This is a genomic window from Mycolicibacterium fluoranthenivorans, assembly GCF_011758805.1.
GTDB classification, from domain to species: domain Bacteria; phylum Actinomycetota; class Actinomycetes; order Mycobacteriales; family Mycobacteriaceae; genus Mycobacterium; species Mycobacterium fluoranthenivorans.
The window spans coordinates 167,036-193,338 of sequence record NZ_JAANOW010000003.1 but is presented as its reverse complement, the minus strand read 5'-3'; the positions used below and the strand labels follow the sequence as shown (position 1 = coordinate 193,338).

Here is a 26,303-nt window from a genome sequence, read left to right as displayed (position 1 = left end):
TAGGCTCAAGGAGGAGTCGGGTGGATTTCAGTCCAAACCCGGAACAGCAGGCTGTCGCCGATGTGGTGACCTCTGTGCTCGACCGGGACAATAGTTGGGATGCACTGGTTTCCGGTGGCGTGACCGCGCTCGCCGCACCTGAGCGGCTCGGTGGTGACGGTCTCGGGCTGCTCGAGGTGGCCACCGCGCTGACCGAGATCGGGCGGCACGGCACCATCAGCCCCGCGTTGGCGACCCTCGGTCTCGGGTTGGTGCCCCTGCTCGACCTCGCCTCGGCGGAGCAGCAGGACCGCTACCTGGCGGGCGTGGCCCAGGGGTCGGTGTTGTCGGCGGCGCTGAACGAGCAGGGCGTGTCGCTGCCGGAACGGCCTGCCACTGTGCTTTCCCCGTCGTCCGACGGCTATAAGCTCAATGGCACCAAAATCGGTGTGCCGTATGCCGAGTCGGCGCAATGGCTGCTCGTCACCACCGACAGTGCGGTAGTCGTCATCGCGCCGACGGCCGCGGGTGTGGCGCTCACCAAGACGCCGACCTCCAACGCGTCCGACGAGTACGTCGTGACGTTCACCGACGTGCAGGTGCCGGCGGTCGACGTCCTCGAGGGCGCCACCGTGGCACGGGTCAACCAGCTGGCGCTGGCGACGATGGGTGCGTTCGCGGCTGGTCTTGTCGCGGGCGCGCTGCGGTTGACCGCCGACTACGTGGCCACCCGCGAGCAGTTCGGTCGACCGCTCTCCACCTTCCAGACCGTTGCCGCACAGCTGTCCGAGATCTATATCGCCTCGCGCACCATCGATCTGCTCTCCACGTCCGCGGTCTGGCGGCTCGCGGAGGATCTGGACGCCGCCGAAGATCTGGCCATCCTGGGCTACTGGCTGACCTCGCAGGCCTCGCCCGCCATGCGTCTGAGTCACCATCTGCATGGCGGTATGGGCATGGACATCACCTATCCGATGGATCGGTACTACTCCTCGATCAAGGACCTCACCCGGCTGCTCGGGGGTCCGACGTATCGCCTGGATCTGGTGGGAGCCTGAATGGGCGAGCGAAGCGACGGGAAGCGCGGCCGGACGAGCGAGGCGACGGGAAATTGAGTATGTACATCGATCTGACCCCGGAGCAGCGCAAGCTGCAATCCGAACTGCGAGAATATTTTTCGACTCTCGTTACGCCCGAAGAAGCACAGGCGATGGAGAGCGACCGGCACAACGAGGCCTACCGCGCGGTGATCAAGCGGATGGGCACGGACGGCAAGCTCGGCGTCGGCTGGCCCAAGGAGTACGGCGGCCTGGGCTTCGGCCCGATCGAGCAGCAGATCTTCATCAACGAGGCGAACCGCGCCGACATCCCGCTGCCGATGGTGACGCTGCAGACCGTCGGCCCGACCCTGCAGGTGCTGGGCACCGAGGAACAGAAGAAGAAGTTCCTGCCGGGAATCCTCTCCGGTGACGTACATTTCGCGATCGGCTACTCAGAACCGGATGCCGGCACCGACCTGGCGTCGCTGCGCACCACCGCGGTGCGCCACGGTGACGAGTACATCGTGAACGGCCAGAAGATGTGGACGACGGGCGCACACGACGCCGACTACATCTGGCTGGCCTGCCGCACCGATCCCGAAGCCGCCAAGCACAAGGGCATCTCGATCCTCATCGTCGACACCAAGGATCCGGGGTATTCGTGGACCCCGATCATCTTGTCCGACGGCGCACATCACACCAACGCGTCCTACTACAACGACGTCCGGGTGCCCGCCGACATGCTGGTCGGCGAGGAGCACGGCGGCTGGAAACTGATCACCACCCAGCTCAACCACGAGCGGGTCGGCCTCGGTCCGGCCGGTCGGGTCGCCGGGATCTACGAACACGTGCGGGCATGGGCCGAGAAGCCGGCCGCCGACGGTGTGGCCCCGATCGAACACGATGACGCGAAGCACCTGCTCGGTCAGATCAAGGCCATCTGGCGGATCAACGAGCTGTTGAACTGGCAGGTCGCCGCGTCCGGCGAGACCATCGCCGTTGCCGATGCCGCTGCGACCAAAGTCTTCTCCACCGAACGCATTCAAGAGGTGGGCAGGCTGGCCGAGGAGCTCGTCGGCCGATTCGGCAACCCGGCCGATCCGGACACCGCCCATCTGCAGGACTGGCTGGACAAGATGACCAAGCGAAACCTGGTCATCACGTTCGGCGGCGGGGTCAACGAGGTGATGCGCGAGATGATCGCCGCGTCCGGGTTGAAGGTGCCGAGGGTTCCCCGGTGACCGGCACGAACGATCTGCAGGCCGGTATCGACGCCATCATCGCGTCGGGACGCGGTGAGCCGACGGTCGGCCGGGATCCGGTGAACCTGCCCATGATTCACCACTGGACCGATGCAATCGGCGATACCAACCCGATCTACGTCGACGATGCCGCGGCCCGGGCGGCCGGGCACGACGGCATTGTTGCGCCGCCCGCCATGATCCAGGTATGGACCATGATGGGGCTGGGACGCGCGCGCTCGGAGGACGATCCGCTGGCGCGGGCCATGAAACTGTTCGACGATGCCGGATACGTCGGCGTCGTCGCCACCAACTGCGACCAGACCTATCACCGCTACCTGAAGCCGGGTGAGCAGGTGGCCATGAGCGCCGAGATCGTCAGCATCATCGGGCCCAAGCAGACTGCGCTGGGTGAGGGCTACTTCATCAATCAGAAGATCCGCTGGCACGTTGCTCGTGAAGACGGGGCTGACGAGGAAGTCGCCGATATGGACTGGCGCATCATGAAGTTCCTGCCGAGAGCGACGCCTGGCCAGGAAGATTCAGCCGAAACCGCGTCGCTGCCTGAGGATCTCGACCCAGACAAGCTGATGCGGCCGTCCTCGTCGCGTGACACCAAGTTCTTCTGGGATGGTGTCAACGCGCACGAGTTGCGTATCCAGCGCCGTCCGGACGGCACGCTGCAGCATCCGCCGGTGCCGGCGGTGTGGGCCGACAAGGACGCGCCGACGGATTATGTCGTCGCCTCCGGCAAGGGATCGGTGTTCAGCTACGTCGTGCACCATGCGCCGAAGGTGCCCGGCCGCAGCTTGCCGTTCGTCATCGCCCTGGTCGAGCTCGAGGAGGGCGTCCGCATGCTCGGCGAGCTGCGCGGAATCGAACCCGAGCAGGTGAAGATCGGATTGCCGGTGCGTGCAACGTATCTCGACTTCCCCGACAGTGAAGTCAGCCCGGCCTGGTCGCTGTATGCATGGGAGCCGCAAGCATGAGTGTGACGGCCGAGGTCGGGACCAAGTTGCCCGAACTGCAGATCTACGGTGACCCGACGTTCATCGTGTCGACCGCCATCGCGACCCGCGATTACCAGGACGTGCACCACGACCGGGACAAGGCACAGGCCAAGGGGTCCAAGGACATCTTCGTCAACATCCTGACCGACACCGGTCTGGTGGGTCGCTATGTCACCGACTGGGCCGGTCCGAACGCGATCGTCACGTCGATCAAGCTGCGCCTCGGTGTGCCCTGGTATGCCTATGACACCATCACGTTCCGTGGTGAGGTGACCGCGGTCGAGGGTGACCTGGTGACGCTGAAGGTAGTGGGTAGCAACAGCCTTGGCGACCATGTCATCGCCACGTCCACGCTGACATTGGGGGACAAGTGACGCTGTCGAGCAAGGCCGGGTTGTCCGGAAAGGCGGCGATCGCCGGTATCGGCGCCACCGACTTCTCCAAGAACTCCGGCCGCAGCGAGCTGCGACTGGCCGCCGAGGCGGTTCTCGACGCCTTGGCCGACGCCGGCCTCGAACCGTCAGATGTCGACGGGCTCGTGACCTTCACCATGGACTCGAACCTGGAGACCGCCGTCGCGCGGTCGACCGGAATCGGGGACCTGAAGTTCTTCAGTCAGATCGGCTACGGAGGCGGCGCCGCCGCGGCGACCGTGCAGCAGGCGGCTCTCGCGGTCGCTACGGGGGTCGCGGAAGTCGTGGTGGCGTACCGGGCCTTCAACGAGCGCTCGGAGTTCCGCTTCGGTCAGGTGATGACCGGTCTGACGATCAATGCCGACTCCCGCGGTGTGGAGTACAGCTGGTCCTACCCGCATGGATTGAGCACACCGGCCGCCTCGGTCGCAATGGTCGCCCAGCGATACATGCACGAATACGGCGCCACCAGTGCGGATTTCGGTGTCGTGTCGGTGGCGGACCGCAAGCATGCGGCCAACAACCCGAAGGCGCACTTCTACGGTAAGCCGATCACCATCGAGGACCACCAGAACTCGCGGTGGATCGCCGAACCACTGCGTTTGCTGGATTGCTGCCAGGAAACCGACGGCGGGGTGGCCATCGTCGTGACCACCCCCGAGCGGGCCAAGGACCTCAAGCATCGGCCCGCGATCATCGAGGCCGCCGCCCAGGGCGCGGGAGCCGATCAGTTCACCATGTACTCCTATTACCGCGATGAGCTCGGGCTGCCTGAGATGGGTCTGGTGGGTCGGCAACTGTGGGAGCAGAGCGGACTGACGCCGACCGATATCCAGACGGCGATCCTGTATGACCACTTCACCCCGTACACGCTGATCCAGCTCGAGGAGCTGGGCTTCTGCGGTAAGGGTGAGGCCAAGGATTTCATCGCCGGCGGGGCCATCGAACTCGGCGGACGACTGCCGATCAACACCCACGGCGGTCAGCTCGGTGAGGCCTATATCCACGGGATGAACGGGATCGCCGAGGGCGTGCGTCAGCTGCGTGGGACGTCGGTCAATCAGGTCGACAACGTCGAGCATGTTCTCGTCACCGCCGGTACCGGTGTGCCCACATCGGGTCTGATCCTGGGCTGACGGATCGGGGCGCCGGCGGCGCCTGGTGCGTTTTGAAATCGTCATAGCAAATTTAGTAGTCCAGCTAGTAGTATCCGTCTGGATCGCTGCGGTTACGTCTGGATCGCACTTGTCCGGAGCCTCGGATTTCGTTCGATGGACTATCTGGTGGTCGCGAGCGTGCGGAATCCGGACTGCTGTGGGTGGCCTTTGAACAAAAGGTCGACTTACTAAAACTATGACCAGGCATTCTGCCACTCGGTAGTGGCAGAATGCCTAAGAACCTGTACTTAGCTGGGTGGATGTGCTATGCGGTGACTTACGTCAAGGCGGTCTGCTCAGCGAGACTACTTGCACTCGCAAGGCTTGCCCGACCGTTATTTACGTGCACGTTGACCGTAATTATGGCAAATGCCTACAATCTGCCCATCGCAGGTGTGGGGCCTGCTGGCGGTAAAGGGTCACGGGGGTGGGACCATTGACAGTCCAACGAATGTCACGAACGGTGGTGTTGACCAGGCAGCATGTCGTGCCGAGTCGGATGTCCTATCCGGCGCCCGACAAGTCGAGCCAGTGAAATGGACTCAAGCACTGGTGATCTGACCGTTAAGGCACCACACGTAGCGATTGCACCAGGCGACGCCACTGACGATCTCGCCGAGGCGTCGCGAGGTCATTCGTCGGGAAACGGCCGTCGATCAGCTAACCCGAGATCATTTCCGGTCCGTCGTGACGAACCGCTCGGGTGGGATCTGGCGCCGAACGGCCGGTGGGCAGAGACCCGCCAGGAGCTGGCCGACGGGCTGACGTTGCTTCATGACGTGCGGGTGTTGATCGTTGATGACTGCACCCTGTACCGCGACTATCTGTACGGCGTCCTTGCCGCACATGGTGCGGTGGCGCCGGGAGTGGCCTGGGATCTGCCGTCGCTGGTCGCCGCATTCGACTCGACACTGCCGCGGGTGATTCTGCTGAACATGGCGTCGCGAGACAGCGCGACGCTGTTGCGTCATGCGCTGGCCTTGGGTCCGCATCTGCGCGTGGTGGTGCTGGGGGTCTCGGAGGATGACGAATCGGAGATCGTCGCCTGCGCCGAGGCGGGTGTGGCCGGCTATCACCTCCGAACCGAATCGCTCGACGATCTCATCGATTTGATCCGCAAAGTTGCTGCGGGAGAATCGCTTTGTTCGCCGAGGGTCTCGGCCATCCTCCTCCGTCGGCTGTCAGCACTGGCCTCGCAGCGACCGCCGGCCTCCAAGGAACTAGTCCTGACCGCTCGCGAGATCCAGATCTTGCGGATGCTGGAACTGGGTCTTGCGAATCGGCAGATTGCCGAAGAACTCTGCATTGCCATCCACACCGTCAAAAATCACGTGCACAGCTTGTTGACCAAGCTCGGCGTGAGTACCCGGGCGCAGGCCGCGGTGGTCGCCCGCACCCTCCTGCAGCCCGAGGATCCCCCCGGGTACCAATCCGGGATCTAGTCCCCGATTCAATCTGGAATTCGCTCTGATGGTCCATGTACCAACGCCTTTCGGCACCCGATAGTGAAGTGGTGTTTGGGGGATTAACTCAGGAGGCCGCCGAATGGTCGCTGGTGGCACTCGATCAGAGGTGCGCAGAATCCGATCGCGGGGCCCGATGATGTGCGGCATCATCGCATGCCGGACGGAAGGCTCTGCCGTCGAATATCTTCGGGTGGGGCTGCGCCGGCTCGAGTACCGCGGATACGACTCGGTCGGCATGGCGCTGCGGACGACCGGCGGCGATATCGCCCGACTTCGAACGACCGGCCGCATCGGAGCCCTGGAAGCTCTGCTCGACGATTGGGCGGGCCCCCGGTTCGACGGGGCCGGGATCGGCCATACGCGGTGGGCGACCCATGGCGCGGTGACCGAAGGCAATGCCCACCCACATGTCGACTGCGCCGGACAGATCAGCTTGGTGCACAACGGGATCGTGGAGAACGCGGCCAGCCTGCGTGCTGAACTGGATCGTGCCGGACACACTTTCGTCACCACGGTGGACAGCGAAGTTCTGTGCCATCTGATCGAGGACGAGCGGCGGCGCGGCACTGATCTGGTCCGGGCGCTGCAGAACGCGCTGGCCCGCGTGCACGGCTCATGGGCGCTTGCGGTGTTGGAGCAGGGCAGCGGCCGAATCATCGTCGCCGCCAAGGGTTCCCCACTGGTGGTCGGACACACGGCAGAAGGTGACTTCGCCGCGAGCGATATTGCGGCGATCGCGGATTGGGTCGACGAATACCGGGTGCTCGGTGACGGCGATATCGTCGAACTCGCACGCCCTGACAGTTGGCGTCGCGGTGGGATCGTCATACCGCCGCCCGCACTCACCCGCTGCCCATGGCGCGGCCGGGATGTCGAGTTGAACGGTTACACGGACTACATGGCCAAGGAGATCGACGAACAACCCGAGGCGGCAGCCCGGGTGCTCGACGAACTTGCGGACGGCATCGCCAACGGTGCGCTCTGGGAGCAGCTGAACCTGCCACCGTTCGAGCGGCTGCGGGTGATCGGTTGCGGGACGTCCCTGAATGCCGGGAATGTGCTCGCCAACCTGGCACGCCGGCTCGGCGGGGTTCCCACGACCACGGTCAGCGGAAGCGAAGCGGCACAAGAAGTCCCGGATACAGCGCAGCTGGTTGTAGCCATGAGTCAGTCCGGTGAGACGGCTGATGTGTTGCGGGGCGTGCAGACCGGCGCGGTCGGTATCTCGCCCGTGCTCGCACTCACCAACAACCCGCAGTCCACGCTGGCCCGGTTGGCGGACGCCGTCGTCGGAAGCTCAGCCGGGCCCGAGATCGGTGTGGCCGCCACCAAGACTTTCATCTGCCAGGTCATCTCCGCTGCGGCGCTGATGATCTCGGCTCTGGTAGGGATGAATCGGGTCTCGGCCCGGTCGGCCGCGGCACTCGTCGACGATCTCCGTCGTGTGCCGGACCAGCTGGCCGCCGCGAGTGCCGTCGCCAAATGCGTCATCCCGCCGCTCGTCGACCAATTCGCAGCCGAGGCCGGATTCATCTTCATCGGACGGGGACTGGGGCTGCCGTACGCGGCCGAAGGTGCGCTCAAACTCAAGGAACTCACCTACAGGTGGGCCGAGCACTATCCGGCCGGAGAACTCAAGCACGGACCGCTCGCTCTGGTCGGTGTGGGCACGCCCGTGATCGTCATCGACAACGGCGACCCGAAGCTCGCCGGTAACGTCGCGGAGGTTCGAGCCCGCGGTGGTCATGTCATCACGGTCGGGTGCGCTGGTGGCGCCATACCGGTCGTCGATGATCCCGCCGCGCCGTGGGGCCCGATCGCGGCGACGGTACCGCTGCAGATACTGGCCCGCACGATGGCGCTGGCCCTGGGGCGCGACGTGGACAAACCGCGGAATCTCGCCAAATCCGTGACGGTCGAGTGAGTCGGGAGCAGTGCCATGAATTCGATCGGGGCAGCCACCGTGACAGGCTCGTCGACCACGTGGCGCGACGTGGTCGACGACTTCGCCGCCGCGGCCCGTGACTGGCCGGAACGCACTGCCATCGTGCACAACGGGACAACGATCAGCTACCAGCAGCTCGCAGAACGCATTCGGGAGACGGCAACGTGCTATCGCGCCGGCGGAGCCGGGAGTTCGTCTCGTCCTGTCGGTGCTCTGGTCACTCATACGCCCGCGATGGTGGAGCACCTGATCGGGATATTGCAGGCCGGCGCAGCGTACAGCCCGATCGCTGCCGCCCTCCCGGACGCCCGGATACAGAGTCTGGCTGCGGTGCTCGGTATCGAGCATCTGTATGCCACCGTCCCCGGCATGTGCGGAACGGCGGAACTGCAGGTCAAAATCCTTGACAAGAAGATTGCGGCAGCGGATACCGGATCACCACAGCCGATCTGTCGGCCGGCCGACGCGGCCTACGTGCTCTGCACCTCGGGTTCCACCGGAGTGCCGAAACCCGTTGTCGTATCACGATATGCGCTGTCGGTCACGGTGCGGGCGTTGCGCCGGCTCTTCGATCTCACGCCTGACGACCGTGTGCTCCAATTCGCCTCGCTGGGTTGGGATACCTGCCTGGAGGAGATACTGCCCGCGCTGACATCCGGCGCGGCACTGGTTTTCGACGATATCGCACACTCCGGTTCATTCCCTGCCTTCGTGCGCATGCTGGCCGAGCTCGGTATCACCGTGCTCGACCTACCGACGGCATTCTGGCACGAGCTGGTGTACTTCCTACACGAAGAACACGCGACGCTACCGGCTTGCGTCCGGCTGGTCGTGATCGGCGGTGAGCGGGTCGATCCGACCCGGCTGCGGCAGTGGCGCGAACTCGGCATCGGTCACGTCACACTGCTGAACACCTACGGTTGCACCGAGACGACAATGATCACCCATGCCGTCCAGCTGGCCGGTCCCGGGACCGAGCCGGAAGTCGCGGCCGAGGCTGCCGAGGCGCCGCTCGGCCGCAGGCTGCCGCATGTGCGCGACCATGTGACCGACGAAGGTGAGTTGCTGGTGGCGGGCCCCAGCCTGGCAGACGGATACCTCGGGTCTCCGGAACTCACCGCGGCCGCATTCCCGCTCGCCGATCGCGACTGCGGACCGCAACGGTGGTTCCGCACCGGGGATCTGGTCGCCCGGGGGGAGAACGGTCTGCTGTATCCGCGCGGCCGCATCGACGAACAGGTGAAAGTCTCTGGTGTGCGGGTACATCCGGCCGAGATCGAGACGCAGTTGATCACGCACCCCGCTGTCGGAGGCGCGGTCGTCGTCGGTGAACGGGTACTGGGCCGCACCTCGTTGGCGGCGTACGTGGTCGCGGTCGCGCCGACCACCTCGGGTGAGCTCAAGCATTACCTACGTCAACGCCTGCCGAGCCAATTCGTGCCCAGCAGAATCTCATTCGTCACCTCGATGAAGTACACCACGAGCGGAAAAGTCGATCGAGCGGCAACGCAGCGGGCCGCCGAGGATCACCGAAGCCAAGGAGCAGAGCGATGAGCGCAGACCATATCGTCGAGATCTTCCGTAGGGTGCTCAACACCCGCGAGGTGGGCCCGCACTCCGACTTCTTCGAACTCGGCGGTGATTCACTGTTGGCCACCCGGGTGCTCAGCGCGATCGCGCGGGACTTCGGGGTGGAGTTGTCATGGGACGATTTCAGCGAAAGCCCTTCGGCGGAAGGGCTGTTCACCAAAGTGATCGCGGTGGCGCAATGAACGCAGCGGCCGGCATGCGCGTTCTGGTCGTCGGTGCTGGTCTGGCGGGATTGACGGCGGCTCTCGATCTGGTGGCCGCGGGCGCGGAGGTGACCGTGCTGGAGGCACGGGACCGGGTGGGTGGTCGCATCCACGGCGTCTCGATGCCCGGCGGTGTCACGGCCGACGGGGGCGCTGCGTATCTCGGCGCACGGCACACCGAACTGCTGGCACTGGTGGGCGAGCACGGGCTCAGACTGGTTCCGGCCACGATGACCGGGGACAGCACATTCCTGCTGTCGGGCCGCCGGACCACCAGCGCCAGCCGGATGCCCCCGCTGGACGCGGTTGCGCTCGGTGGCATGTTCGATCGCCTCGACGAACTCGTGGCCGATGTCCGCCCGGATGCGCCGTGGCAGAGCGCCGACGCGGGCGTGCTCGATCGCCTGTCTGCGGCAAGCTGGCTGGCCCGCGAGATTCGCCATCCGGACGCGCGCACCTTCTTCCCGTTGTTTCTCGGCGAGATGATGGCGGCCGATCCGGCCGCGATCTCCGTCCTGCACATGGCTTTCTATCTGAGGTCCGGCGGGGGTATCCGCTATCTCAACGCCTTCGAGGGTGGGGCGCAGGAATGGCGGATCGACGGCGGCGCGCAGTTGCTGTGCCAGGCACTCGCCGAACGGCTCGGCGCACGGGTTCGGATGGGGCAGCCGGTGTGCGCAATCGAGCAGAGCGCCGGCGACGTGGTGGTCCAATGTGATGGGGCGTCCGGTGCCCGTTCTCGGTATCGAGCGGACCGGGTGGTGCTCGCCGTGCCACCGCTGTTGGCGCAGCGAATCGAGTTCCGGCCCGCTCTGCGTGCGCTGCGCGCGACGGCGGTCACCGGTCGCGGTTGCGCGGTCAAGGTGCAACTGGGCTATCCGGCCCCGCTGTGGCGTGAGTTCGGCTTGTCCGGATGGTCGGTGAGTACGAACGGGCCCTTGCTGTCCACGGTCGACGACTCTCCGCCGGATGGCTCAGCCGGTGTGCTGACCGGTTTTGTCACCGGCGCGGCGGCAACCGCATTCTCCGCGCTGTCGGCGACAGCACAACGGGATGCGGCCCTGGCGCACATCGGCCGGATCTTCCCGCAGTTGCCGGCGCCGACGCAGTGCACCGTGACGGACTGGCTTGCCGAGAAGTACAGCAGGGGATGCTATGCCGCCCTGTTCGGTCCGGGCGACTGGTTGAACCTGGGGCCGACGCTGACCGATCCGCACGGCCACGTGCACTGGTGTGGCACCGAAACCAGTCTGGAGTTCTTCGGGTTGATGGAGGGTGCGATCAGATCGGGCCGGCGGGTCGCGGCCGAGCTGATCCACGGCGACGAACGGACACCTGTCTCGGAGAAGGTGCTGTCCAGATGACGTCACTGACCGAAGCCATCGAACCCGAGCGGGCCGGATTCGCCGCGGCGGTAGATCAGCCGTATACCTATGTACGCAGGAATCTTTCAGAGCCGGACTGGCGGCGCTACCCGGGCTGGGCACTGGTCACCGAGGCGCAGTGGCACGATCCGCAATGGCAGCGGGCGCACTCCGTCAAGACCATCGACCAGCTACGCGCCGTGGTGGGCGACCTGCTCGACGATGGGTTCTACGCCGATCTGGCCGCCGATCAGCAACAGCGGGCGACCATGTCGATGCTGGTGCCGCCGCAGATGCTCAACACCATGGCCGCGCACTGTGCGCCGGAGCGCCGTTGGTTGACGGAGGCCTTCTACACCGATCCGGTCCGGCGTTACATGTTGCCAGTCCTCAGCGACCGAGAGCCGGTGTGGGAATCGCACCCCTACGCCGAACGGGATTCGCTACACGAAAGCGATATGTGGGTGGTGGAGGGACTGACCCACCGGTACCCGACCAAGGTACTCGCCGAGCTGCTGTCGACCTGCCCGCAGTACTGCGGGCATTGCACCCGGATGGATCTGGTCGGCAACTCCACACCCACGGTCAGCAAGGCCAGGCTGACGCTCAGTCCGGCGGAACGGCAGGGCCGAATGCTGGATTACCTGCGAGCCACACCGTCCGTGCGTGATGTCGTGGTATCCGGCGGAGACGTGGCCAATGTGCCCTGGCCGCGGCTGGAATCGTTTGTCGCGCAGCTACTCGACATCGACACCATCCGTGATATCCGGCTGGCGAGCAAGGCGTTGGCCGCGCTGCCCCAGCATTGGCTTCAGCCGAAGGTCGTCGACGGCGTGGGTCGCGTCGCTCAGCTGGCCGCCGCCCGTGGCGTCAACCTCGCGCTGCACACCCATATCAACCACGTGCGGTCGGTGACTCCGCTGGTTGCCGCGGCGGCGCGGGCCCTGCTCGGCGCGGGGCTGCGAGATGTGCGCAACCAGGGCGTGCTGATGCGCGGCGTGAATGACACTGCTGACGATCTGCTGGACCTGTGCTTCGCTCTACAGGGCGAAGCGGCAATCCTGCCGTACTACTTCTACATGTGCGACATGGTGCCCAGTGCGGAGCACTGGCGGACCCCGCTGTGGCAAGCGCAGCAGTTGCAGTTGTCGATCATGGGCTATCTGCCGGGTTTCGCGACACCGCGAATCGTCTGCGATGTGCCGTATGTCGGTAAGCGGTGGGTGCATCAGGCGGTCCGCTACGACCGCGACCTGGGGATCTCCTACTGGACCAAGAACTACCGCACCGGTTTGGACGCTGCGGATGTCGGTGCCCTGAACCGTGTCTACCCGTTCTACGACCCAGTGGGCAGTCTGCCGGAATCCGGGCAGGCATGGTGGCGGGACAATGACTCACCGCACGTTCGGCCGGTGACGTCAACGGTGTGCGGGGACCGATGACAGCCGAGGTGAGTCCGATCACGGACGCCGACATCGCGGTGGCCGCGGAGTTCCTTCGGACCAATCACAATGACCGGACTCCTTGGACCGCATCGTGTTCGGCTCCGTGGGAGGATAAGGCCCCCAATCACGGATTCATGCTCCGTGACGGGGAGCGCGTCGTGGGCGTCCTGCTGGCTCTGTACTCCGAGCGGTTGGTGGCGGGCCGGCTGGAACGGTTCTGCAACATGGGCTCGTGGTGCGTGTTGCCCGAATACCGCGGCGAGAGCATGTCTCTGCTCAACGCGATGTTGGCGCAGGAGGGCTTTCACTTCACCAGTCTGTCCCCGAAAGAGGGGCCTCGGGAGATTCTGGCCTGGTTGAAGTTTCGCTATCTGGACACCTCGGCCGCTCTCATTCCCAATCTGCCGTGGCCGACCTTCCGGTGTGGCACGAGGATCAGTGCCGATCCGGACGTGATCGAACGGTCACTGGTCGGATCGGGGCTGGCACTCTACCGCGACCATGCACAGGCGCTCGCCGCCCGGCACCTCGTCCTGACCCGTGGTCAGGAGTCCGGCCACGTCATGTACCGCGAGTTCCGGTACATGGGCGCACTGGGCTACGCGATGATCCTGCATGTCAGCAACCTTGACCTGTTCCACCGTTCGTTAATCCCGCTGACCCGCCACTTGTTGGTCAGGCGGGGACTGGTGGCGACCCTCGCTGAATTGCGCACCATCGAACACCGGCCCCTGCTGTCCTTCAGCCTGAACAACAGGCCGAAGATGTACTCCAGCCCGAGTCTGGAACCGAAGCAGATCGACTACCTCTACAGCGAGCTGGCGTGCGTTCCGTGGTAGCCGGTCGGCCAATTCGCCGGTGCTGAGGGGTGATTGCCATGGTGGGAATTGTCATGGGTGCGGTAGCGGTTGTCGGCATCGCCACCGTGGGCGTGTTCGGGATTCTGATAGCGATCAATATCGCACTGCTGTTGCGTCTTCGATCGAGAATCCCGCAGTGCCGGCTGTGGGAGTCCACCGATTCGTGGTGAAAGGTACGTCAGGCCGGGCTACTTCGGCGACGCGGTGTTGCCGAGATGCGGCATTGCTGAGCGTTGATGCGGCTGTTCGCCGTTGAGCGGGAACGCAACTCATCGCACCGCTGATCTGATTGTCGTCGTGCGGGTCGACGGTCCGCGAGGATCTAGTTCGCATCGCCCGAAGGACCAGGTCTCGGGCGGGTGCGATCCGGATCCGTCGGCGATCCCGTACCGGGATCGGATCCCGTTCGCGTCCTGCGGATCTGACGCCCCGCACCTCGGTGTTCCGGTCATCCGGTGCAATGCCTGATGACGTGCGTTCACCTGGCGTGATACCCACCGTGTCCATACGTGCGCCGGCGACGGGTTAGGCTTTGCTCGTCGGAGTCTGAATATGTTTTGCTGCAATCACTTCCGTGCCCCCCGATGTACTACGGCTAGTCCCTGGAACTAGATCGGGATTCAACCGAAAGATCGCTCCGACGGTCCATGTACGGGACCGGTGGGGGACCCGATAGTTAAGGGGTGCGTGACGAATTAGCTGTTGATGGCGGTGGGGGATCGCCGGCGTGGCCCACCGCGGTGCCGGGGACGGACGTGCCATGCGGTCTCTAGTCACCGGCGCGGCCGGATTCATCGGCTCCACGCTCGTCGACCGTCTGTTGGCCGACGGCCACCAGGTCATCGGAGTCGACAACTTCACGGCGGGCAGCGTCGCGAACCTGAAGGACGCGATGAGGTGGAACGAGCGCAGGCCCGGACAGTTCAGGCTGATCTGCCTCGATGTTCAGGCGCCGGAGCTCGCGGGTGTGATCGCGGGGGCCAACCCGGACATCATCTTTCATCTGGCGGCGCAGATGGATCCGCAGGTATCGGTCATGGATCCGCAATTCGACGCGCGCAGTAACGTACTCGGCACGATCAATCTCTGTGAGGCGAGCCGCCGGTCCGGGGTTCGGCGAATCGTGTACGCGGGCTGTCGGGACGCCCGGTACGGCATCGGTGCGGGACGGCCGCCTGAGGGGAGCGGCCGGACCAATCCGGTCTCACTACATGGGGTCGCCAAGATCGCCGCCGAGATGTATCTGTGCGCCTACGCCGAGATGTACGATCTGGCCCCGCTGTGCCTCGCCTTGGGCAGCGTCTACGGCCCGCGTCAGAATCACCGTGGCCCGGGCAACGCCATCGCGGATCTGGCGAGTGCCATGATCGCCGGCGGTTCGCAGATCAGGGGCTGGGACAACATTCGTGCCAGTGACTACGTGTACGTCGATGACGCGGTGGACGCACTCGTACGTGCCGGTCATGCGCCCGTGCAGATCACCGGCACGTGCGATATCGGCACCGGCACTCCTACCCGGTGCCCTCTGGAGTGGACTCCCCTGGTTGATCTCCCGGACGGGATCGCCCGGACGGTCCGTTGGCTGACTGACCTCACGGCGACCGATCCCGCTTCGGAACGCGAAGAAGTGTCACGGAGAATTATTTCTGCAGAGCGTATTTCGCACGGCGTGGATCTGGTGGGCTGACCATGGCACACCTCAACACGGTCAGTCAGGATCCCGGCAAGCGAGCGATCGCCGCACCAGCCCGACGGGCGGAGCCGGCGGCCCGACGAGTTGTCATACCGCTCAGCGAAGTCGGCACCCCGCCGGCCGCCGTTATCGAGCGCTTACGTTGGCAACGGCAGTACGTCACTCGGCTACGCGTGGCCGATACCGCGGTGGTCGCCGGCGCCGTGATGCTGGCGCAGTATGTGCGATTCGGCAGTACCGTCACCTCACCCGGACCAGTGAGTCACCTTGTGACCGCCTTCTCGATCGTGATCGCCGCGCTGTGGTTGTCGATGCTGGCGGGCTTCCATACCCGGTCCGCCAAGGTGGTCGGTGCAGGAGCCGAGGAGTATCGGCGAGTCGTCAACGCGTCCCTGGCGACCTTCGGGGCCATGGCGATCGCCGAACTGGTGGTCAAGCTGGAGCTTTCCCGCGGTTACCTGGTGGTGGCGCTTCCGGTCGGGACGTTTGGTCTGTTGCTGGGCAGGTGGGCCTGCCGGAAAGTCGTTGTCCGCGAACGGGGCAAGGGCCGATGCCGGACGGCGGTTCTGGCGGTCGGCGAACGGGATGCGGTGGCGCACCTGGTTGACGAGTTGGTCGACAATCCGTCGGACGGCTATCACGTCGTCGGGGTGTGCATCCCGGGATACCGGGGCGCGCAGGGTGCGGTCCTCACAGTCGCAGGCCTGGACATCCCGGTCGTGGGTGACGAGAACTGCGCTGTGCAGGCGATCAGGGCATGCGGTGCGGACACGGTCGCAGTGGCGGGTACCGGACACTTCGGCGTCCATCGACTCCAGCGGCTGATCTGGGAACTCGAGCCGATGGGTGTCGACCTGATGGTGTCGCCCGGGGTCGTCGACGTGGCATTGTCGCGTCTGGCGATGCGGCCGATGTCAGGTCTACCGCTGTTGCAGATCGAGAAGCCGCAATATCGCGGCGCCAAGTGTTTCCAGAAGCGTGCGTTCGACTTCTGCTTTGCCTTGGCCGCGCTCACGGCGACACTGCCCATCCTCGTCGTCGCGGCCACGGCCATCAAGCTCACCAGCCGAGGACCCGTCTTCTACGCTGCGGAGCGCATCGGCATCAACGGGAAGCCGTTCTCGATGCTGAAGTTCCGCAGCATGGTGGTGGGTGCCGATCAACAGCTCGCGAGCCTGTCGACGATGAACGAGAGTGACGGCCTGCTGTTCAAGATCCGCGATGATCCTCGGGTCACCCCGGTCGGCCGCATCCTGCGCCGATTCAGCATCGACGAGCTGCCGCAGTTCATCAATGTGTTGCGGCAGGAGATGAGTGTCGTCGGCCCACGACCACCGTTGCGGCCGGAAGTCGAGTCCTACGACTGCGATGTGCTGCGCAGGCTCCTGGTCAAACCCGGTATCACCGGGTTGTGGCAAGTCAGCGGGCGATCCGATCTGTCCTGGGACAGGTCTGTTCGTCTCGACCTCTCCTACGTCGACAACTGGTCGATGGTGGGCGATGTCCTGATCATCGCGAAGACCCTGCGAGCTGTCTTGGCTCGCACGGGTGCCTACTGAGGGGGGCGACGTGACGTTCGAGATCGTGAAACCCACACGCGTGGACGGAAAAGGAGAGTGACGGGAATGCGGACACTCGTCACCGGCGCAGCCGGCTTCATCGGTTCGACCCTGGTCGACCGGCTGCTCGACGAGGGGCACCAGGTCGTCGCCATCGACAACCTCAGCACCGGCGTCACCGCCAACCTCGACCACGCCCGGAGCCGCTTCGAGTCGGCCGGGGACCGGTTCACCTTCCGGCAGCTCGACATTCGCGCACCGGAGTTGATCGAGATCATGGCGGCGGCCAGACCCGACGTGGTGTTTCACCTCGCAGCCCAGGTCGACCTCCGCGCCTCGGTCGCCGACCCCCTGCACGACGCCGGCTGCAATGTGCTCGGGACGATCGGGGTGCTGGAGGCCTGCCGGCATGCCGGTGTCGATCGAATCGTCTACGCCGCGTCGGGCGGATCCCGCTATGGGGCGCCGACCGCTCTTCCGGTGCGCGAATCCACGCCTGCCGATCCTCGATCACCCTATGCCGCTGCGAAATTCGCCGGTGAAGTCTATCTGTCCTGTTATGCCGAGCTGTACGGTATGTCGGCAATCCGGCTGGCCTTGGCCAACGTCTACGGACCTCGACAGAACCCGCGGGGTGAGGCCGGGGTGATCGCCGTCTTCGGCAGCAGGATGCTCGGCGGCCGACCGGTCACCGTGTTCGGGGACGGGACAGCCACCCGTGACTACGTGTATGTCGACGATGTCGTCGACGCGTTCGTTCGCGCCGGCCGGGCACCATCGACAACTCGGGGAATCTTCAATATCGGGACCGGGCGGCAGACGACCACCAACGAGGTGCATCGGCTGATCTCCTCGGCACTGGGTGCGACGGCACGACCCCGTTACGCACCGGCCCCGCCGGCAGAAGTACAGGCCATCGCGCTCGACGTACGCAGGGCCGAGGAGGAACTCGGCTGGGTGCCGGCCGTCGCCGTCGAGGAGGGGATTCGCCGCACCCTCCAGTGGCTGCGTGCCGGTTCGAAGCCCGAGCTGGTCGAGGCGTAGAGGTGGGAGGGCCGGCACCGATGACGAACACGGCCGCGCGACGTGCACTGTGGGTCTCCACCAGCACCGCGACCAGGGGCGGTATCGCCTCCTATGTACGGGCCATGCAGCAGACACCGTTGTGGAGTGAGTGGGAGGTCCGCCACGTTGTCACGCACCGCGATGGCTCGACCACGCAGAAGATCGCGACGTTCGCGCTCGGGGTGGTGCGGTTCGTCATCGAACTGATCCGGTTCCGGCCGAACGTGATCCACCTGCATTCCAGCGCCCGTGGCAGCTTCGCCCGGAAATCCCTCCTGCTGTGGATCAGCAGGCCGGCCCGGGTGCCCGTCGTCCTGCACATGCATGGTTCGGCTTTCCAAGCGGACTGTGAGCAGTCGCCGCGACTCGTCCGGGCGGCGATCGGGGCGACCCTGCGCCGGGCCGACGCCTTCGTCGCGCTCGGCGACCTGTGGGCAGCCCGGATGCAGATGACCGCTCCGTCCGCGCGGATAGTCGCGATTCCCAACGCCGTGCGTCTGGCGGACTGCAACGTCCAGCCGCCGCCGGGTGCGCCCGTCAGCGTGGCCTTCCTGGGCCGCATCGGCGATCACAAGGGGACGTTCAGACTGCTCGAGGCCTGGGCCAAGCTGGTGTGTGAACCGGGTTTCAGCACGCCGCACGGATACCTGGCGACCTTGACGATCGCCGGAGACGGCGAGGTGGAGAAGGCTCGTCGGTACACCCGCGAGCTCTGCCTGGAAGACACCGTCGACGTGCACGACTGGCTGTCGGAGCGGGAGACCGGTGAGCTGCTCGACCGTGCTCAGGTGTTGGTGCTGCCCTCACGAAACGAGGGGCAGCCGATGGCGGTGCTGGAGGCGATGGCCCGCGGTGTGTGTGTCGTGGCCACCGACGTCGGTGGACTACCGGAGATGATCGGCGGGGAATGCGGTCTGCTCATCCCGCCGGAGGACACCGAGGCGATCGCCGTGGCGCTGCGCACGGTCGTCTACGACCATGACCTGCGTGCCCGCTATGGGGCGGCCGCCCATGCCAGGGTCCGGGATCACTTCGACACCTCCCGCATCGCGAGTCGGATCGACGCGCTCTACCGGCAGGTGTGCCGATGAACGGTCGACCGATCCGGGCATTGTTCGTCGTTCCTCTATTGGGAGCGGGCGGAGCCGAACGACATCTGACCACCGTGCTGCCACGGATGGATCCGGCGCGGTTCACCCCGTCGGTGGTCTGCATCGGTGGCGAGGGCGATCTGTTCGCCGATCTGGGCGCCGCCGGCATCGCGGCGACGGCACTGCACCTGCGAAAGTGGCAAGCCGCTCGTGCACTGCGCGCACTGATTTCGATCATCCGGCGGGACCGGCCCGACCTCGTGGTGGTGTCGGGTTACAACGCAGAGACTCTCGGCCGCATCGCCGCCCGCATCGCCGGGGTCCGGCACACGATCATGTGGGTGCACAACGCGAGTGAGATCACCCCCCGCGGAGTTCTTCATCGCGCCGTGGACCGCGGCCTGATCCGCTGGACGAGCGGCTATTTCGGTGTCGCCAAGGTGCAGCGAGAATTTCTGGTCCAGGAGCGCGGGTACCCCGCGGGGAAGATCCGCACCATCCACAACGGCGTGGATCCGGCGCTGTTCGACACCGCCACCGACCGCGGCGTCCTCACCGAATTCGGGGTGGATCAGGACGACCCGGTGGTGGGCATCCTGGGCTCGCTGCGGCCGGAGAAGGACCACGAGACGTTCCTGCGGGCCGCGCGCATCGTGATCGACGAGGTACCTCGGGCGAGGTTCCTGGTGGTCGGCGACGGCGTGTGCCGTTCCCGGCTCGAAACATTGTGCAGTGCACTGGGGATCGCGGCGAACGTGCATTTCGTCGGTGCCCGTGCCGATGTGGGCCGAATGCTCTGCGCGATGGACGTCTTCGCGCTGACCTCCACCACCGAGTGTCTCCCGATGGCCCTGCTGGAGGCCATGGCATGTGCCCGTCCGGCGGTCTGCACCGCCGTCGGCGGAGTCGTCGAGGTGGTCGAGGACGGAACGACGGGATTCCTGGTACCGAAACAAGACCCAGCGCAGCTGGCGGCCAAGATCGTCGGCCTGCTGTCGGACCCGCACCGGGCGCGCCGCATGGGGAGGGCGGGGCGCCGCCGCGTTGAGACCGAATTCGGTTTGGACCGCAGCGTCGAAGCGGCCCAACGGGAGATCGAGGGTCTGCTCAGTGCCGAGTACACACAAGTAGGGGGAGTCCACGCATGAAGAAGCGACACATACTGATCCTCGTCGAGAACCTATCGGTGCCCTTCGACAGGCGCGTCTGGCAGGAAGCCCGGGCCCTGACGCGGGCGGGGTTCAAGGTCAGCGTCATTTGTCCCAAAGGGGACAACCAGGACACCGAGCCGGAGGAGACGATCGAGGGTGTCCGTATTCTGCGTTACCCGCTGCGGGCGGCGACCGGCGGCCCGGCGGGGTATCTGCGCGAGTACCTCCTCGCCCTGTGGCACACCTTGCGGCTGGCGATCAAAGTCCGCCGGACTGCGCGTATCGACATCGTTCACGCGTGCAACCCGCCGGATCTGCTGTTCCTGATCGCCGTGGCTCTGCGCCCCGGCGGCGCCCGCTTCGTCTTCGACCAGCACGACTTGGTGCCGGAACTGTTCCTCTCGCGCTTCCCGAGCGGTGGACGGCTGCTCTACCGGTTGACCCGCTACGTCGAGCGGATGACCTATGCCGCAGCGGATGCCGTCATCTCGACCAACGAAAGCTATCGGCGGGTGGCGATCGAGCGCGGTGGCATGTCACCGGACCGGGTCACGGTGGTGCGCAGCGCACCGGACCTGAACCGTTTCAACCTCCGGTCCCCGGACACCAGCCTGCGCAGGGACAAGCGCCATCTGCTGGCGTACCTGGGCGTGATGGGACCTCAGGACGGTGTCGACTATGCGCTTCGGGCCGTGCAGCGGCTGCGCGACGAGATCGGGCGCGACGACTTCCGCTGTATCTTCATGGGCGCCGGCGATGTGTACGGTGACATGGTCTCGCTGAGTGCAGAACTCGGCGTCGACGATATCGTCGAGTTTCCCGGCCGGGTGCCCGATGCCTATGTCGAGCGCTGCCTTTCCACCGCCGATGTGTGTCTGTCGCCGGATCCGTTGAATCCTCTCAACGATGTGTCGACGATGAACAAGGTGCTCGAATACATGGCGATGGGGCGCCCCATCGTCTCCTTCGACCTCGCCGAGGCGCGGGTATCTGCCGGTGACGCAGCGGTATACGTGCCGGGTAACGATGAACTGTCCTTTGCCCGAGCAGTCGATGCACTGTTGCGCAATCCCGAGCAGTGTCGACAGATGGGGGAGCTGGGCCGCCGCAGGGTCGAAGAGGAGCTGTCCTGGGAGGTATCGAGTCGGGCGCTGGTCCGGTTCTACGCCGAGCTGTTGGGTGTCCAGCAGCCCAGCGAAGAGCCCGCCATCGTCGATCTGCGGCCCGCCGTGACGCCGATTCCGCTTCACCGGAACAGGATTCCCGTACAACGGGTCGGTGCGCGGGTGCCTGTACTGCGCGCCGGAGCGGCGTTGGAGGAATCGACAGGTGTCTAAGCTCGCCTGGTATGCCGGCCGCGCGACGGCGATGTCGCCCCGCGAGGTGGTCTGGCGCGCCCGGCGCGTGGTCGACACCCTGACCAACCGGGATGGATTGCGTGAGTACGCCGACTCCAGGATGTTGACAAATCTCGGCTCCGACTGGACCGCGTTGCTGCAGGATTTCCGCGACGGTATCGGCAGGCCGGTTCTTCTCGATCAGGAGCGGGCCGGCGAGGTGCAGAGCCAGCACCTCGCGCAGGTCGGCCGGCTCCTGGTCGAGGCCGACCGTGTACTCGCCGGCGATCGCACCTATTTCGGTCACCGCACGGTCAATGTCGGGCGTGCCGTCGATTGGAACCATGACCCGATAGCCGATTATCACTGGCCGGCTGTCGCAGGCAGCAGGATCGACCATCGGGCCGGCCGGCGCGACCCGAAATGGATCTGGGAACTCAATCGCCTACAGCATCTTCCGCTGTTGGCGCAGGCATGGCTCTACACCGACGAATTGCGTTACAGCGAAGCGGCCTTCGCGCACCTCGATTCGTGGCTGGACCAGAACCCGATCGGCTGCGGCATCGCCTGGCGGGGCGCTTTCGAAGTCGGCGTCCGGGCGATCTCGGTGGCGCTCGGCGTACAGGGACTCCGCAACGCACCGGCAATGACGACATCGAGATACCGCCGTATCGTCCGGATGCTCGATGCCAGTGCACGGCACTGCTGGCACGCGCGCTCGCGGTTCAGTTCGGCCAACAACCATGTGGTCGGCGAACTGGCCGGATTGGTGACCGTGCATCTGCTCTTCCCCGAACTGTCCGCTCCCGCAGCGTTGTACGGGCGTGCGTTGGACACCCTCACCGAGGAAGCGGACCGACTGATCCTGCCCGACGGCGCCGGCGCCGAGCAGTCGGTCGCGTATCAGATCTTCACCGCGGAATTGCTGGCCGTGGTCGTGGCACTGCTGCAGCTCAGTGGTGAAAGGGTGCCGGTCCGGTTGACCGAGGCGCTCAACCGCGGCGCGGCATACCTGGTATCCCTGGTCGGTACCGAAGATCCGGATCCCCGGTACGGGGATGACGACGATAGTTTTGCAGTGCGGCTGGGTGCCGAACACAAACGCACGGTCCGCGAGCATCTCGGGATCGTCGGGGCGGTCACCGCACATGCGACCGCTGCCAGATACGGACACCGCACCCTCACCTCCGCCTGGTTGGGCAACGCGTTGTGCACATCCGCCGGCCGGCCGGGTGTGGGTGGCGACGATCCGACGCCCAGCGCCTATGCGCCGAACGGTGGGCTGGTGGTGCTGCGACACGGCCGCCGGCGACTCACGATGGATGTGGGCCCCCTCGGCTATCCGGCGACGGCGGCGCACGGGCACGCCGACGCGCTCGGCATCACGCTCAGCGTCGAGGGGCGCGAGTTGGTCACCGATCCCGGGACGGCCAGCTTCTACGGGGACCCTGCCGTGCGCGATATGCACCGCGGTACCCGCACCCACGCGACGGTGTGCATCGACAACGTCGACCAATCGTTGATCGGCGGACCGTTCTATTGGCGGAGCCGGGCCCGCACGACCGTGCATTCGGTCGATCTCGACCGCGGCGTCGTCGACGCCGAGCATGACGGATACTGCCGGCTCGACGACCCGGTGGTGCACCGGCGCTGGCTCATCGCGCCGGCCGAGGATCCGGTGGTGATCGTCGTCGACCTGATCTGCGGGCTGTCCGATCATGACGTCGCGGTGTCGTGGCCGCTGCACCCCGATCTGGTGTCGACACCCACGCGGACGGGCCAGCGGATCACCCGTGACGGTGAGCCGGTGCTCGAACTCTGTTACGCCGCAACGACGACGATCTGGCCGGAACAGGTACGGGCGGACGGCGCGTCGAATCTGGGGTGGTGGTCGGACCGGCTCGAGGCCAGGAGACCGGCCTGGCTGGTCGGAGCCCGTTGCCGATCCGGCGCGCCGGTGGCGATCCTGTCGGTGCTTCATGTCGGCGACCCCGGGGTGACGGCCGCACCCCGCATAGTCCGAGAGGGCTCGGCGCTCAAGGTCAGCTGGTACCAACAGGACGGCCAGCACGGATTGACGATCGATGCCGGCCGGCGAGGTGCGGTGTCCGGTGTGTCCCTGTCACCGTTGATGGGATTGGTGGGTAAACGATGAGCGATACCTTGTCGCATTCGGTCAGTGTGTTCGGGCTCGGCTACGTCGGGTGCATCAGTGCGGCCTGCCTGGCCTGGCTGGGGCATCGGGTGATCGGAGTGGATGTCAACCCGGACAAGACGGAGGCGCTCCGCCGGGGGGTGTCGCCGGTGGTCGAGGAACGAATAGGCGAACTCATCGCCGAGGTCGTCGGCTCGGGGGATCTCAGTGTGAGCACTGATCCGGTCGCCGCCGTCGCGAGTACGGACCTCTCACTCGTCTGCGTCGGTACGCCCTCTGCCCACGGCGGGGGGTTGTCGACCGCGTACCTGGAACAGGTCACCGACGAGATCGGTGCGGCGCTGGCGGTGAAGCAAGGGTGGCACGTCGTCGTCTACCGCAGCACGATGGTGTCGGGTACCTGCGAGGACGTCCTCATCCCCCGGCTGGAGGCGGCCTCGGGCAAGCGGGCGGGACGGGACTTCGGAGTGTGCGTGAATCCCGAGTTCCTGCGCGAGGGCACGAGCGTACGCGACTTTCTGGATCCACCGAAAACCGTTGTGGGGGCCACTGATACCCGAGGCGCGGAGATGGTCTTGGGTCTGTACGCCGGGCTGCCGGGCCCGCGGTTCCAGGTCCCGATACCGGTGGCTGAGATGACGAAATACGTCGACAACAGCTTCCACGCCCTCAAGGTCGGCTTCGCCAACGAGATCGGCGCCATCTGTTCCTCCCTGGCGTTGGACTCGCATGCGGTGATGGACATCTTCCTGGCCGACACCAAACTGAACATCAGTACCGCCTATCTGCGACCGGGATTCGCGTTCGGCGGCTCCTGTCTGCCGAAGGACGTCCGTGCACTCACGCACGCCGCGCGCCGAAACGATCTCGATGTTCCGCTGCTGGCGAATCTCCTGACATCCAACGAGAGTCACATGAGACGGGCCGTCGATCTGGTGCTCGCCAACGGACGGCACAAGGTGGGGATCTTCGGATTGTCCTTCAAACCGGGAACCGACGATCTTCGCGACAGTCCGATGGTCGAGCTCACCGAACGGCTGATAGGCAAGGGATTTCACGTCAAGATCTACGATGCGACCGTCATGCTGTCCCGGTTGACCGGAGCGAACCGCACGTATATCCGCCAGCAACTGCCTCACCTCGGCGAGCTGCTGACCGACGATGTCGACGCGGTCCTCGACCACGGCGAGGTGCTGATCATCGGGTCGCGGGAGCCCCGGGTTGTCGAGGCGATCGCACGGGCCGGGGCGGACCGGCTCATCATCGACCTGGTGCGGCTGCCCGATGCCGGGCAACTGCGGGGTGCGCCGAACTATCAGGGGATCGGCTGGTGACCGAGGTGCCGTCGGTGGTGCGCGCCGTGCCGGACAGCAGCACGAGGCCGGGACTGAAGATCGTCATGATAGGGCCGTATCCGCTCGAACCCGGGCTGGTGCGCGGTGGGATCGAGTCGGTGACAAGCACACTCGTCCCGGCCCTGGCGGAGCGCGACGATGTGGACAGTGTGACGGTGCTGCGCTTCCACGATGGTGACGCGCCGGCTGAATATCGGCGTGAGGGCCCCAAGGTCGAGATCCACTGCGTGCGCGGGCAACGCCGACTGCGGGCGATCACCAGATCGTTCCTGGACGTGCGCAAGGCGCGCAGGCTGGTGGCGCAGGTGAACCCCGACGTGGTGCACGGACAGGAGATCGGACTGTACGGCGATATCGCTCAGCGATGCCGCACGGACGCCGTGATCACCGTGCACGGTGTGACGTTCACCGACACATCGCCGGACACCCTCGACGACGGAAGCCTGCAAGGCAGGTTGCGGGACAGACTGATCCGCCGGTTGGAAAGGCGGGTGCTCGGCCGCGCCAAGGTCGCCATCTCCATCTCGAACTGGGACTCCCAGGTGCTGGATGCACCGATCCGGGGTACCCGTGTGAGCATTCCGAATCCCGCCGGCGCGGAGTTCTTCGCCTTGGCGCCGCCGAAACCGACGCAGCCGCACCTGCTTTTCGCCGGAGTGTTCACGCCCCGTAAGAACCCGGTCGGTCTGGTCAGCGCGTTCGCACGCGTGCGGAGGTCCGTACCGCAGGCCCGTCTCACTCTCGTCGGCCCGCAGCCCGACCCGGCTTACGCGAAACTCGTCGAGGACCGGGTGCGCGACTTCGGTCTCGAAGACTGTGTCGACATCGTCGATCTGGTCGGCACCGAACGCATGCGGTGCGAGATCTCCAGCGCCCGCGCGGTCGTGTTGTTCTCTCGCCAAGAGACCGCACCGACGATCCTCGCGCAGGCGATGGCGGCGGGCAAACCGGTCGTGGCGAGCCGGGTCGGCGGGGTGCCGGAAATGGTGCGGGACGGGGAGACCGGATTTCTGGTTGACCCCGACGATGAGGTGACACTCGCCGACCGAATGGTGAAACTTCTTGCCGACCAGGAGCTGTCGCTCGAGATGGGGAGACGCGCACACGACGTTGCGGTGCAACGCTACACCGCGGCTGCGGTCGCCGAGATGACCGTCGACGCCTACCGGAAAGCCATGGCATAG

At 65.7% G+C, this 26,303-nt stretch carries 22 protein-coding genes; all 22 read left to right on the top strand.

Annotated features, from left to right (window positions below):
• Positions 1 to 20 precede the first annotated feature (20 nt).
• The 22 genes from FHU31_RS24225 to FHU31_RS24120 all read left to right on the top strand — a co-directional run bounded on the left by FHU31_RS24225 (position 21) and on the right by FHU31_RS24120 (position 26,303).
• Positions 21 to 1,037, top strand: a complete 1,017-nt coding sequence (locus FHU31_RS24225) for an acyl-CoA dehydrogenase family protein (RefSeq protein WP_167163288.1) — start codon at positions 21 to 23, stop codon at positions 1,035 to 1,037.
• Positions 1,038 to 1,096: 59 nt separating this feature from the next.
• Positions 1,097 to 2,260, top strand: coding sequence for an acyl-CoA dehydrogenase FadE29 (gene fadE29 / locus FHU31_RS24220; RefSeq protein WP_167163287.1), 1,164 nt, complete (start codon positions 1,097 to 1,099; stop codon positions 2,258 to 2,260).
• A complete protein-coding gene (locus tag FHU31_RS24215) occupies positions 2,257 to 3,249 on the top strand; it encodes a bifunctional MaoC family dehydratase N-terminal/OB-fold nucleic acid binding domain-containing protein (protein ID WP_167163286.1) in 993 nt (330 codons plus the stop codon). The genes fadE29 and FHU31_RS24215 overlap by 4 nt, the downstream gene beginning before the upstream one ends.
• On the top strand, positions 3,231 to 3,644 hold the full coding sequence (locus FHU31_RS24210) for a MaoC family dehydratase (RefSeq protein ID WP_167163285.1): 414 nt from the start codon (positions 3,231 to 3,233) through the stop codon (positions 3,642 to 3,644). Before FHU31_RS24215 ends, FHU31_RS24210 begins: the two co-directional genes overlap by 19 nt.
• Positions 3,645 to 3,646: 2 nt before the next feature.
• Positions 3,647 to 4,819 carry a 17-hydroxy-3-oxo-4-pregnene-20-carboxyl-CoA lyase gene (locus tag FHU31_RS24205; protein WP_208411414.1) on the top strand — a complete coding sequence of 391 codons (1,173 nt, stop codon included), beginning with the start codon at positions 3,647 to 3,649 and terminating at the stop codon, positions 4,817 to 4,819.
• Positions 4,820 to 5,376: 557 nt separating this feature from the next.
• On the top strand, positions 5,377 to 6,282 hold the full coding sequence (locus FHU31_RS24200) for a LuxR C-terminal-related transcriptional regulator (RefSeq protein WP_167163284.1): 906 nt from the start codon (positions 5,377 to 5,379) through the stop codon (positions 6,280 to 6,282).
• Between the two features lie 160 nt (positions 6,283 to 6,442).
• The gene (gene glmS / locus FHU31_RS24195; protein WP_167163625.1) at positions 6,443 to 8,230 is read left to right on the top strand and encodes a glutamine--fructose-6-phosphate transaminase (isomerizing); all 1,788 of its coding nucleotides are present in this window, start codon (positions 6,443 to 6,445) and stop codon (positions 8,228 to 8,230) included.
• Between the two features lie 39 nt (positions 8,231 to 8,269).
• On the top strand, positions 8,270 to 9,805 hold the full coding sequence (locus FHU31_RS24190) for an AMP-binding protein (protein WP_263987958.1): 1,536 nt from the start codon (positions 8,270 to 8,272) through the stop codon (positions 9,803 to 9,805).
• Positions 9,802 to 10,023 (top strand): acyl carrier protein, encoded by a 222-nt coding sequence (locus FHU31_RS24185; RefSeq protein ID WP_167163282.1) that lies wholly within the window; start codon positions 9,802 to 9,804, stop codon positions 10,021 to 10,023. The genes FHU31_RS24190 and FHU31_RS24185 overlap by 4 nt, the downstream gene beginning before the upstream one ends.
• A complete protein-coding gene (locus tag FHU31_RS24180; RefSeq protein WP_234901635.1) occupies positions 10,020 to 11,408 on the top strand; it encodes a flavin monoamine oxidase family protein in 1,389 nt (462 codons plus the stop codon). Before FHU31_RS24185 ends, FHU31_RS24180 begins: the two co-directional genes overlap by 4 nt.
• Positions 11,405 to 12,850 (top strand): KamA family radical SAM protein, encoded by a 1,446-nt coding sequence (locus tag FHU31_RS24175; protein WP_167163281.1) that lies wholly within the window; start codon positions 11,405 to 11,407, stop codon positions 12,848 to 12,850. Before FHU31_RS24180 ends, FHU31_RS24175 begins: the two co-directional genes overlap by 4 nt.
• On the top strand, positions 12,847 to 13,692 hold the full coding sequence (locus tag FHU31_RS24170) for a hypothetical protein (RefSeq protein ID WP_167163280.1): 846 nt from the start codon (positions 12,847 to 12,849) through the stop codon (positions 13,690 to 13,692). Before FHU31_RS24175 ends, FHU31_RS24170 begins: the two co-directional genes overlap by 4 nt.
• Positions 13,693 to 13,730: 38 nt before the next feature.
• A complete protein-coding gene (locus FHU31_RS24165; protein ID WP_167163279.1) occupies positions 13,731 to 13,883 on the top strand; it encodes a hypothetical protein in 153 nt (50 codons plus the stop codon).
• A 590-nt stretch (positions 13,884 to 14,473) separates the two neighbouring features.
• Entirely contained in the window at positions 14,474 to 15,400 is a 927-nt protein-coding gene (locus FHU31_RS24160; RefSeq protein WP_167163278.1) for an NAD-dependent epimerase/dehydratase family protein, read from the top strand.
• Between the two features lie 2 nt (positions 15,401 to 15,402).
• A complete protein-coding gene (locus FHU31_RS24155; protein WP_167163277.1) occupies positions 15,403 to 16,965 on the top strand; it encodes a sugar transferase in 1,563 nt (520 codons plus the stop codon).
• Between the two features lie 66 nt (positions 16,966 to 17,031).
• Complete coding sequence (locus FHU31_RS24150; protein ID WP_167163276.1) at positions 17,032 to 18,009, top strand: NAD-dependent epimerase/dehydratase family protein; 978 nt, start codon at positions 17,032 to 17,034, stop codon at positions 18,007 to 18,009.
• 20 nt (positions 18,010 to 18,029) lie between these two features.
• Positions 18,030 to 19,121: a glycosyltransferase family 4 protein gene (locus FHU31_RS24145; protein WP_167163275.1), complete on the top strand. Its 1,092-nt coding sequence runs from the start codon at positions 18,030 to 18,032 to the stop codon at positions 19,119 to 19,121.
• Complete coding sequence (locus FHU31_RS24140) at positions 19,118 to 20,269, top strand: glycosyltransferase (protein ID WP_208411352.1); 1,152 nt, start codon at positions 19,118 to 19,120, stop codon at positions 20,267 to 20,269. Before FHU31_RS24145 ends, FHU31_RS24140 begins: the two co-directional genes overlap by 4 nt.
• Positions 20,266 to 21,609 (top strand): glycosyltransferase family 4 protein, encoded by a 1,344-nt coding sequence (locus tag FHU31_RS24135; RefSeq protein ID WP_167163274.1) that lies wholly within the window; start codon positions 20,266 to 20,268, stop codon positions 21,607 to 21,609. Before FHU31_RS24140 ends, FHU31_RS24135 begins: the two co-directional genes overlap by 4 nt.
• Positions 21,602 to 23,764 carry a heparinase II/III family protein gene (locus tag FHU31_RS24130; protein WP_263987959.1) on the top strand — a complete coding sequence of 721 codons (2,163 nt, stop codon included), beginning with the start codon at positions 21,602 to 21,604 and terminating at the stop codon, positions 23,762 to 23,764. The genes FHU31_RS24135 and FHU31_RS24130 overlap by 8 nt, the downstream gene beginning before the upstream one ends.
• Positions 23,761 to 25,098 carry a nucleotide sugar dehydrogenase gene (locus FHU31_RS24125; protein ID WP_167163273.1) on the top strand — a complete coding sequence of 446 codons (1,338 nt, stop codon included), beginning with the start codon at positions 23,761 to 23,763 and terminating at the stop codon, positions 25,096 to 25,098. The genes FHU31_RS24130 and FHU31_RS24125 overlap by 4 nt, the downstream gene beginning before the upstream one ends.
• Positions 25,095 to 26,303, top strand: coding sequence for a glycosyltransferase family 4 protein (locus tag FHU31_RS24120; RefSeq protein WP_167163272.1), 1,209 nt, complete (start codon positions 25,095 to 25,097; stop codon positions 26,301 to 26,303). The genes FHU31_RS24125 and FHU31_RS24120 overlap by 4 nt, the downstream gene beginning before the upstream one ends.

Coding starts and splice junctions, on each gene's coding strand:
- FHU31_RS24185 (WP_167163282.1), top strand. CDS start 9,802: ATGAGCGCAGACCATATCGTCGAGATCTTCCGTAGGGTGCTCAACACC.
- FHU31_RS24125 (WP_167163273.1), top strand. CDS start 23,761: ATGAGCGATACCTTGTCGCATTCGGTCAGTGTGTTCGGGCTCGGCTAC.
- FHU31_RS24170 (WP_167163280.1), top strand. CDS start 12,847: ATGACAGCCGAGGTGAGTCCGATCACGGACGCCGACATCGCGGTGGCC.
- FHU31_RS24165 (WP_167163279.1), top strand. CDS start 13,731: ATGGTGGGAATTGTCATGGGTGCGGTAGCGGTTGTCGGCATCGCCACC.
- glmS (WP_167163625.1), top strand. CDS start 6,443: ATGTGCGGCATCATCGCATGCCGGACGGAAGGCTCTGCCGTCGAATAT.
- FHU31_RS24200 (WP_167163284.1), top strand. CDS start 5,377: ATGGACTCAAGCACTGGTGATCTGACCGTTAAGGCACCACACGTAGCG.
- FHU31_RS24155 (WP_167163277.1), top strand. CDS start 15,403: ATGGCACACCTCAACACGGTCAGTCAGGATCCCGGCAAGCGAGCGATC.
- FHU31_RS24180 (WP_234901635.1), top strand. CDS start 10,020: ATGAACGCAGCGGCCGGCATGCGCGTTCTGGTCGTCGGTGCTGGTCTG.
- FHU31_RS24140 (WP_208411352.1), top strand. CDS start 19,118: ATGAACGGTCGACCGATCCGGGCATTGTTCGTCGTTCCTCTATTGGGA.
- FHU31_RS24150 (WP_167163276.1), top strand. CDS start 17,032: ATGCGGACACTCGTCACCGGCGCAGCCGGCTTCATCGGTTCGACCCTG.
- FHU31_RS24160 (WP_167163278.1), top strand. CDS start 14,474: ATGCGGTCTCTAGTCACCGGCGCGGCCGGATTCATCGGCTCCACGCTC.
- fadE29 (WP_167163287.1), top strand. CDS start 1,097: ATGTACATCGATCTGACCCCGGAGCAGCGCAAGCTGCAATCCGAACTG.
- FHU31_RS24145 (WP_167163275.1), top strand. CDS start 18,030: ATGACGAACACGGCCGCGCGACGTGCACTGTGGGTCTCCACCAGCACC.
- FHU31_RS24175 (WP_167163281.1), top strand. CDS start 11,405: ATGACGTCACTGACCGAAGCCATCGAACCCGAGCGGGCCGGATTCGCC.
- FHU31_RS24135 (WP_167163274.1), top strand. CDS start 20,266: ATGAAGAAGCGACACATACTGATCCTCGTCGAGAACCTATCGGTGCCC.
- FHU31_RS24210 (WP_167163285.1), top strand. CDS start 3,231: ATGGGAGCCGCAAGCATGAGTGTGACGGCCGAGGTCGGGACCAAGTTG.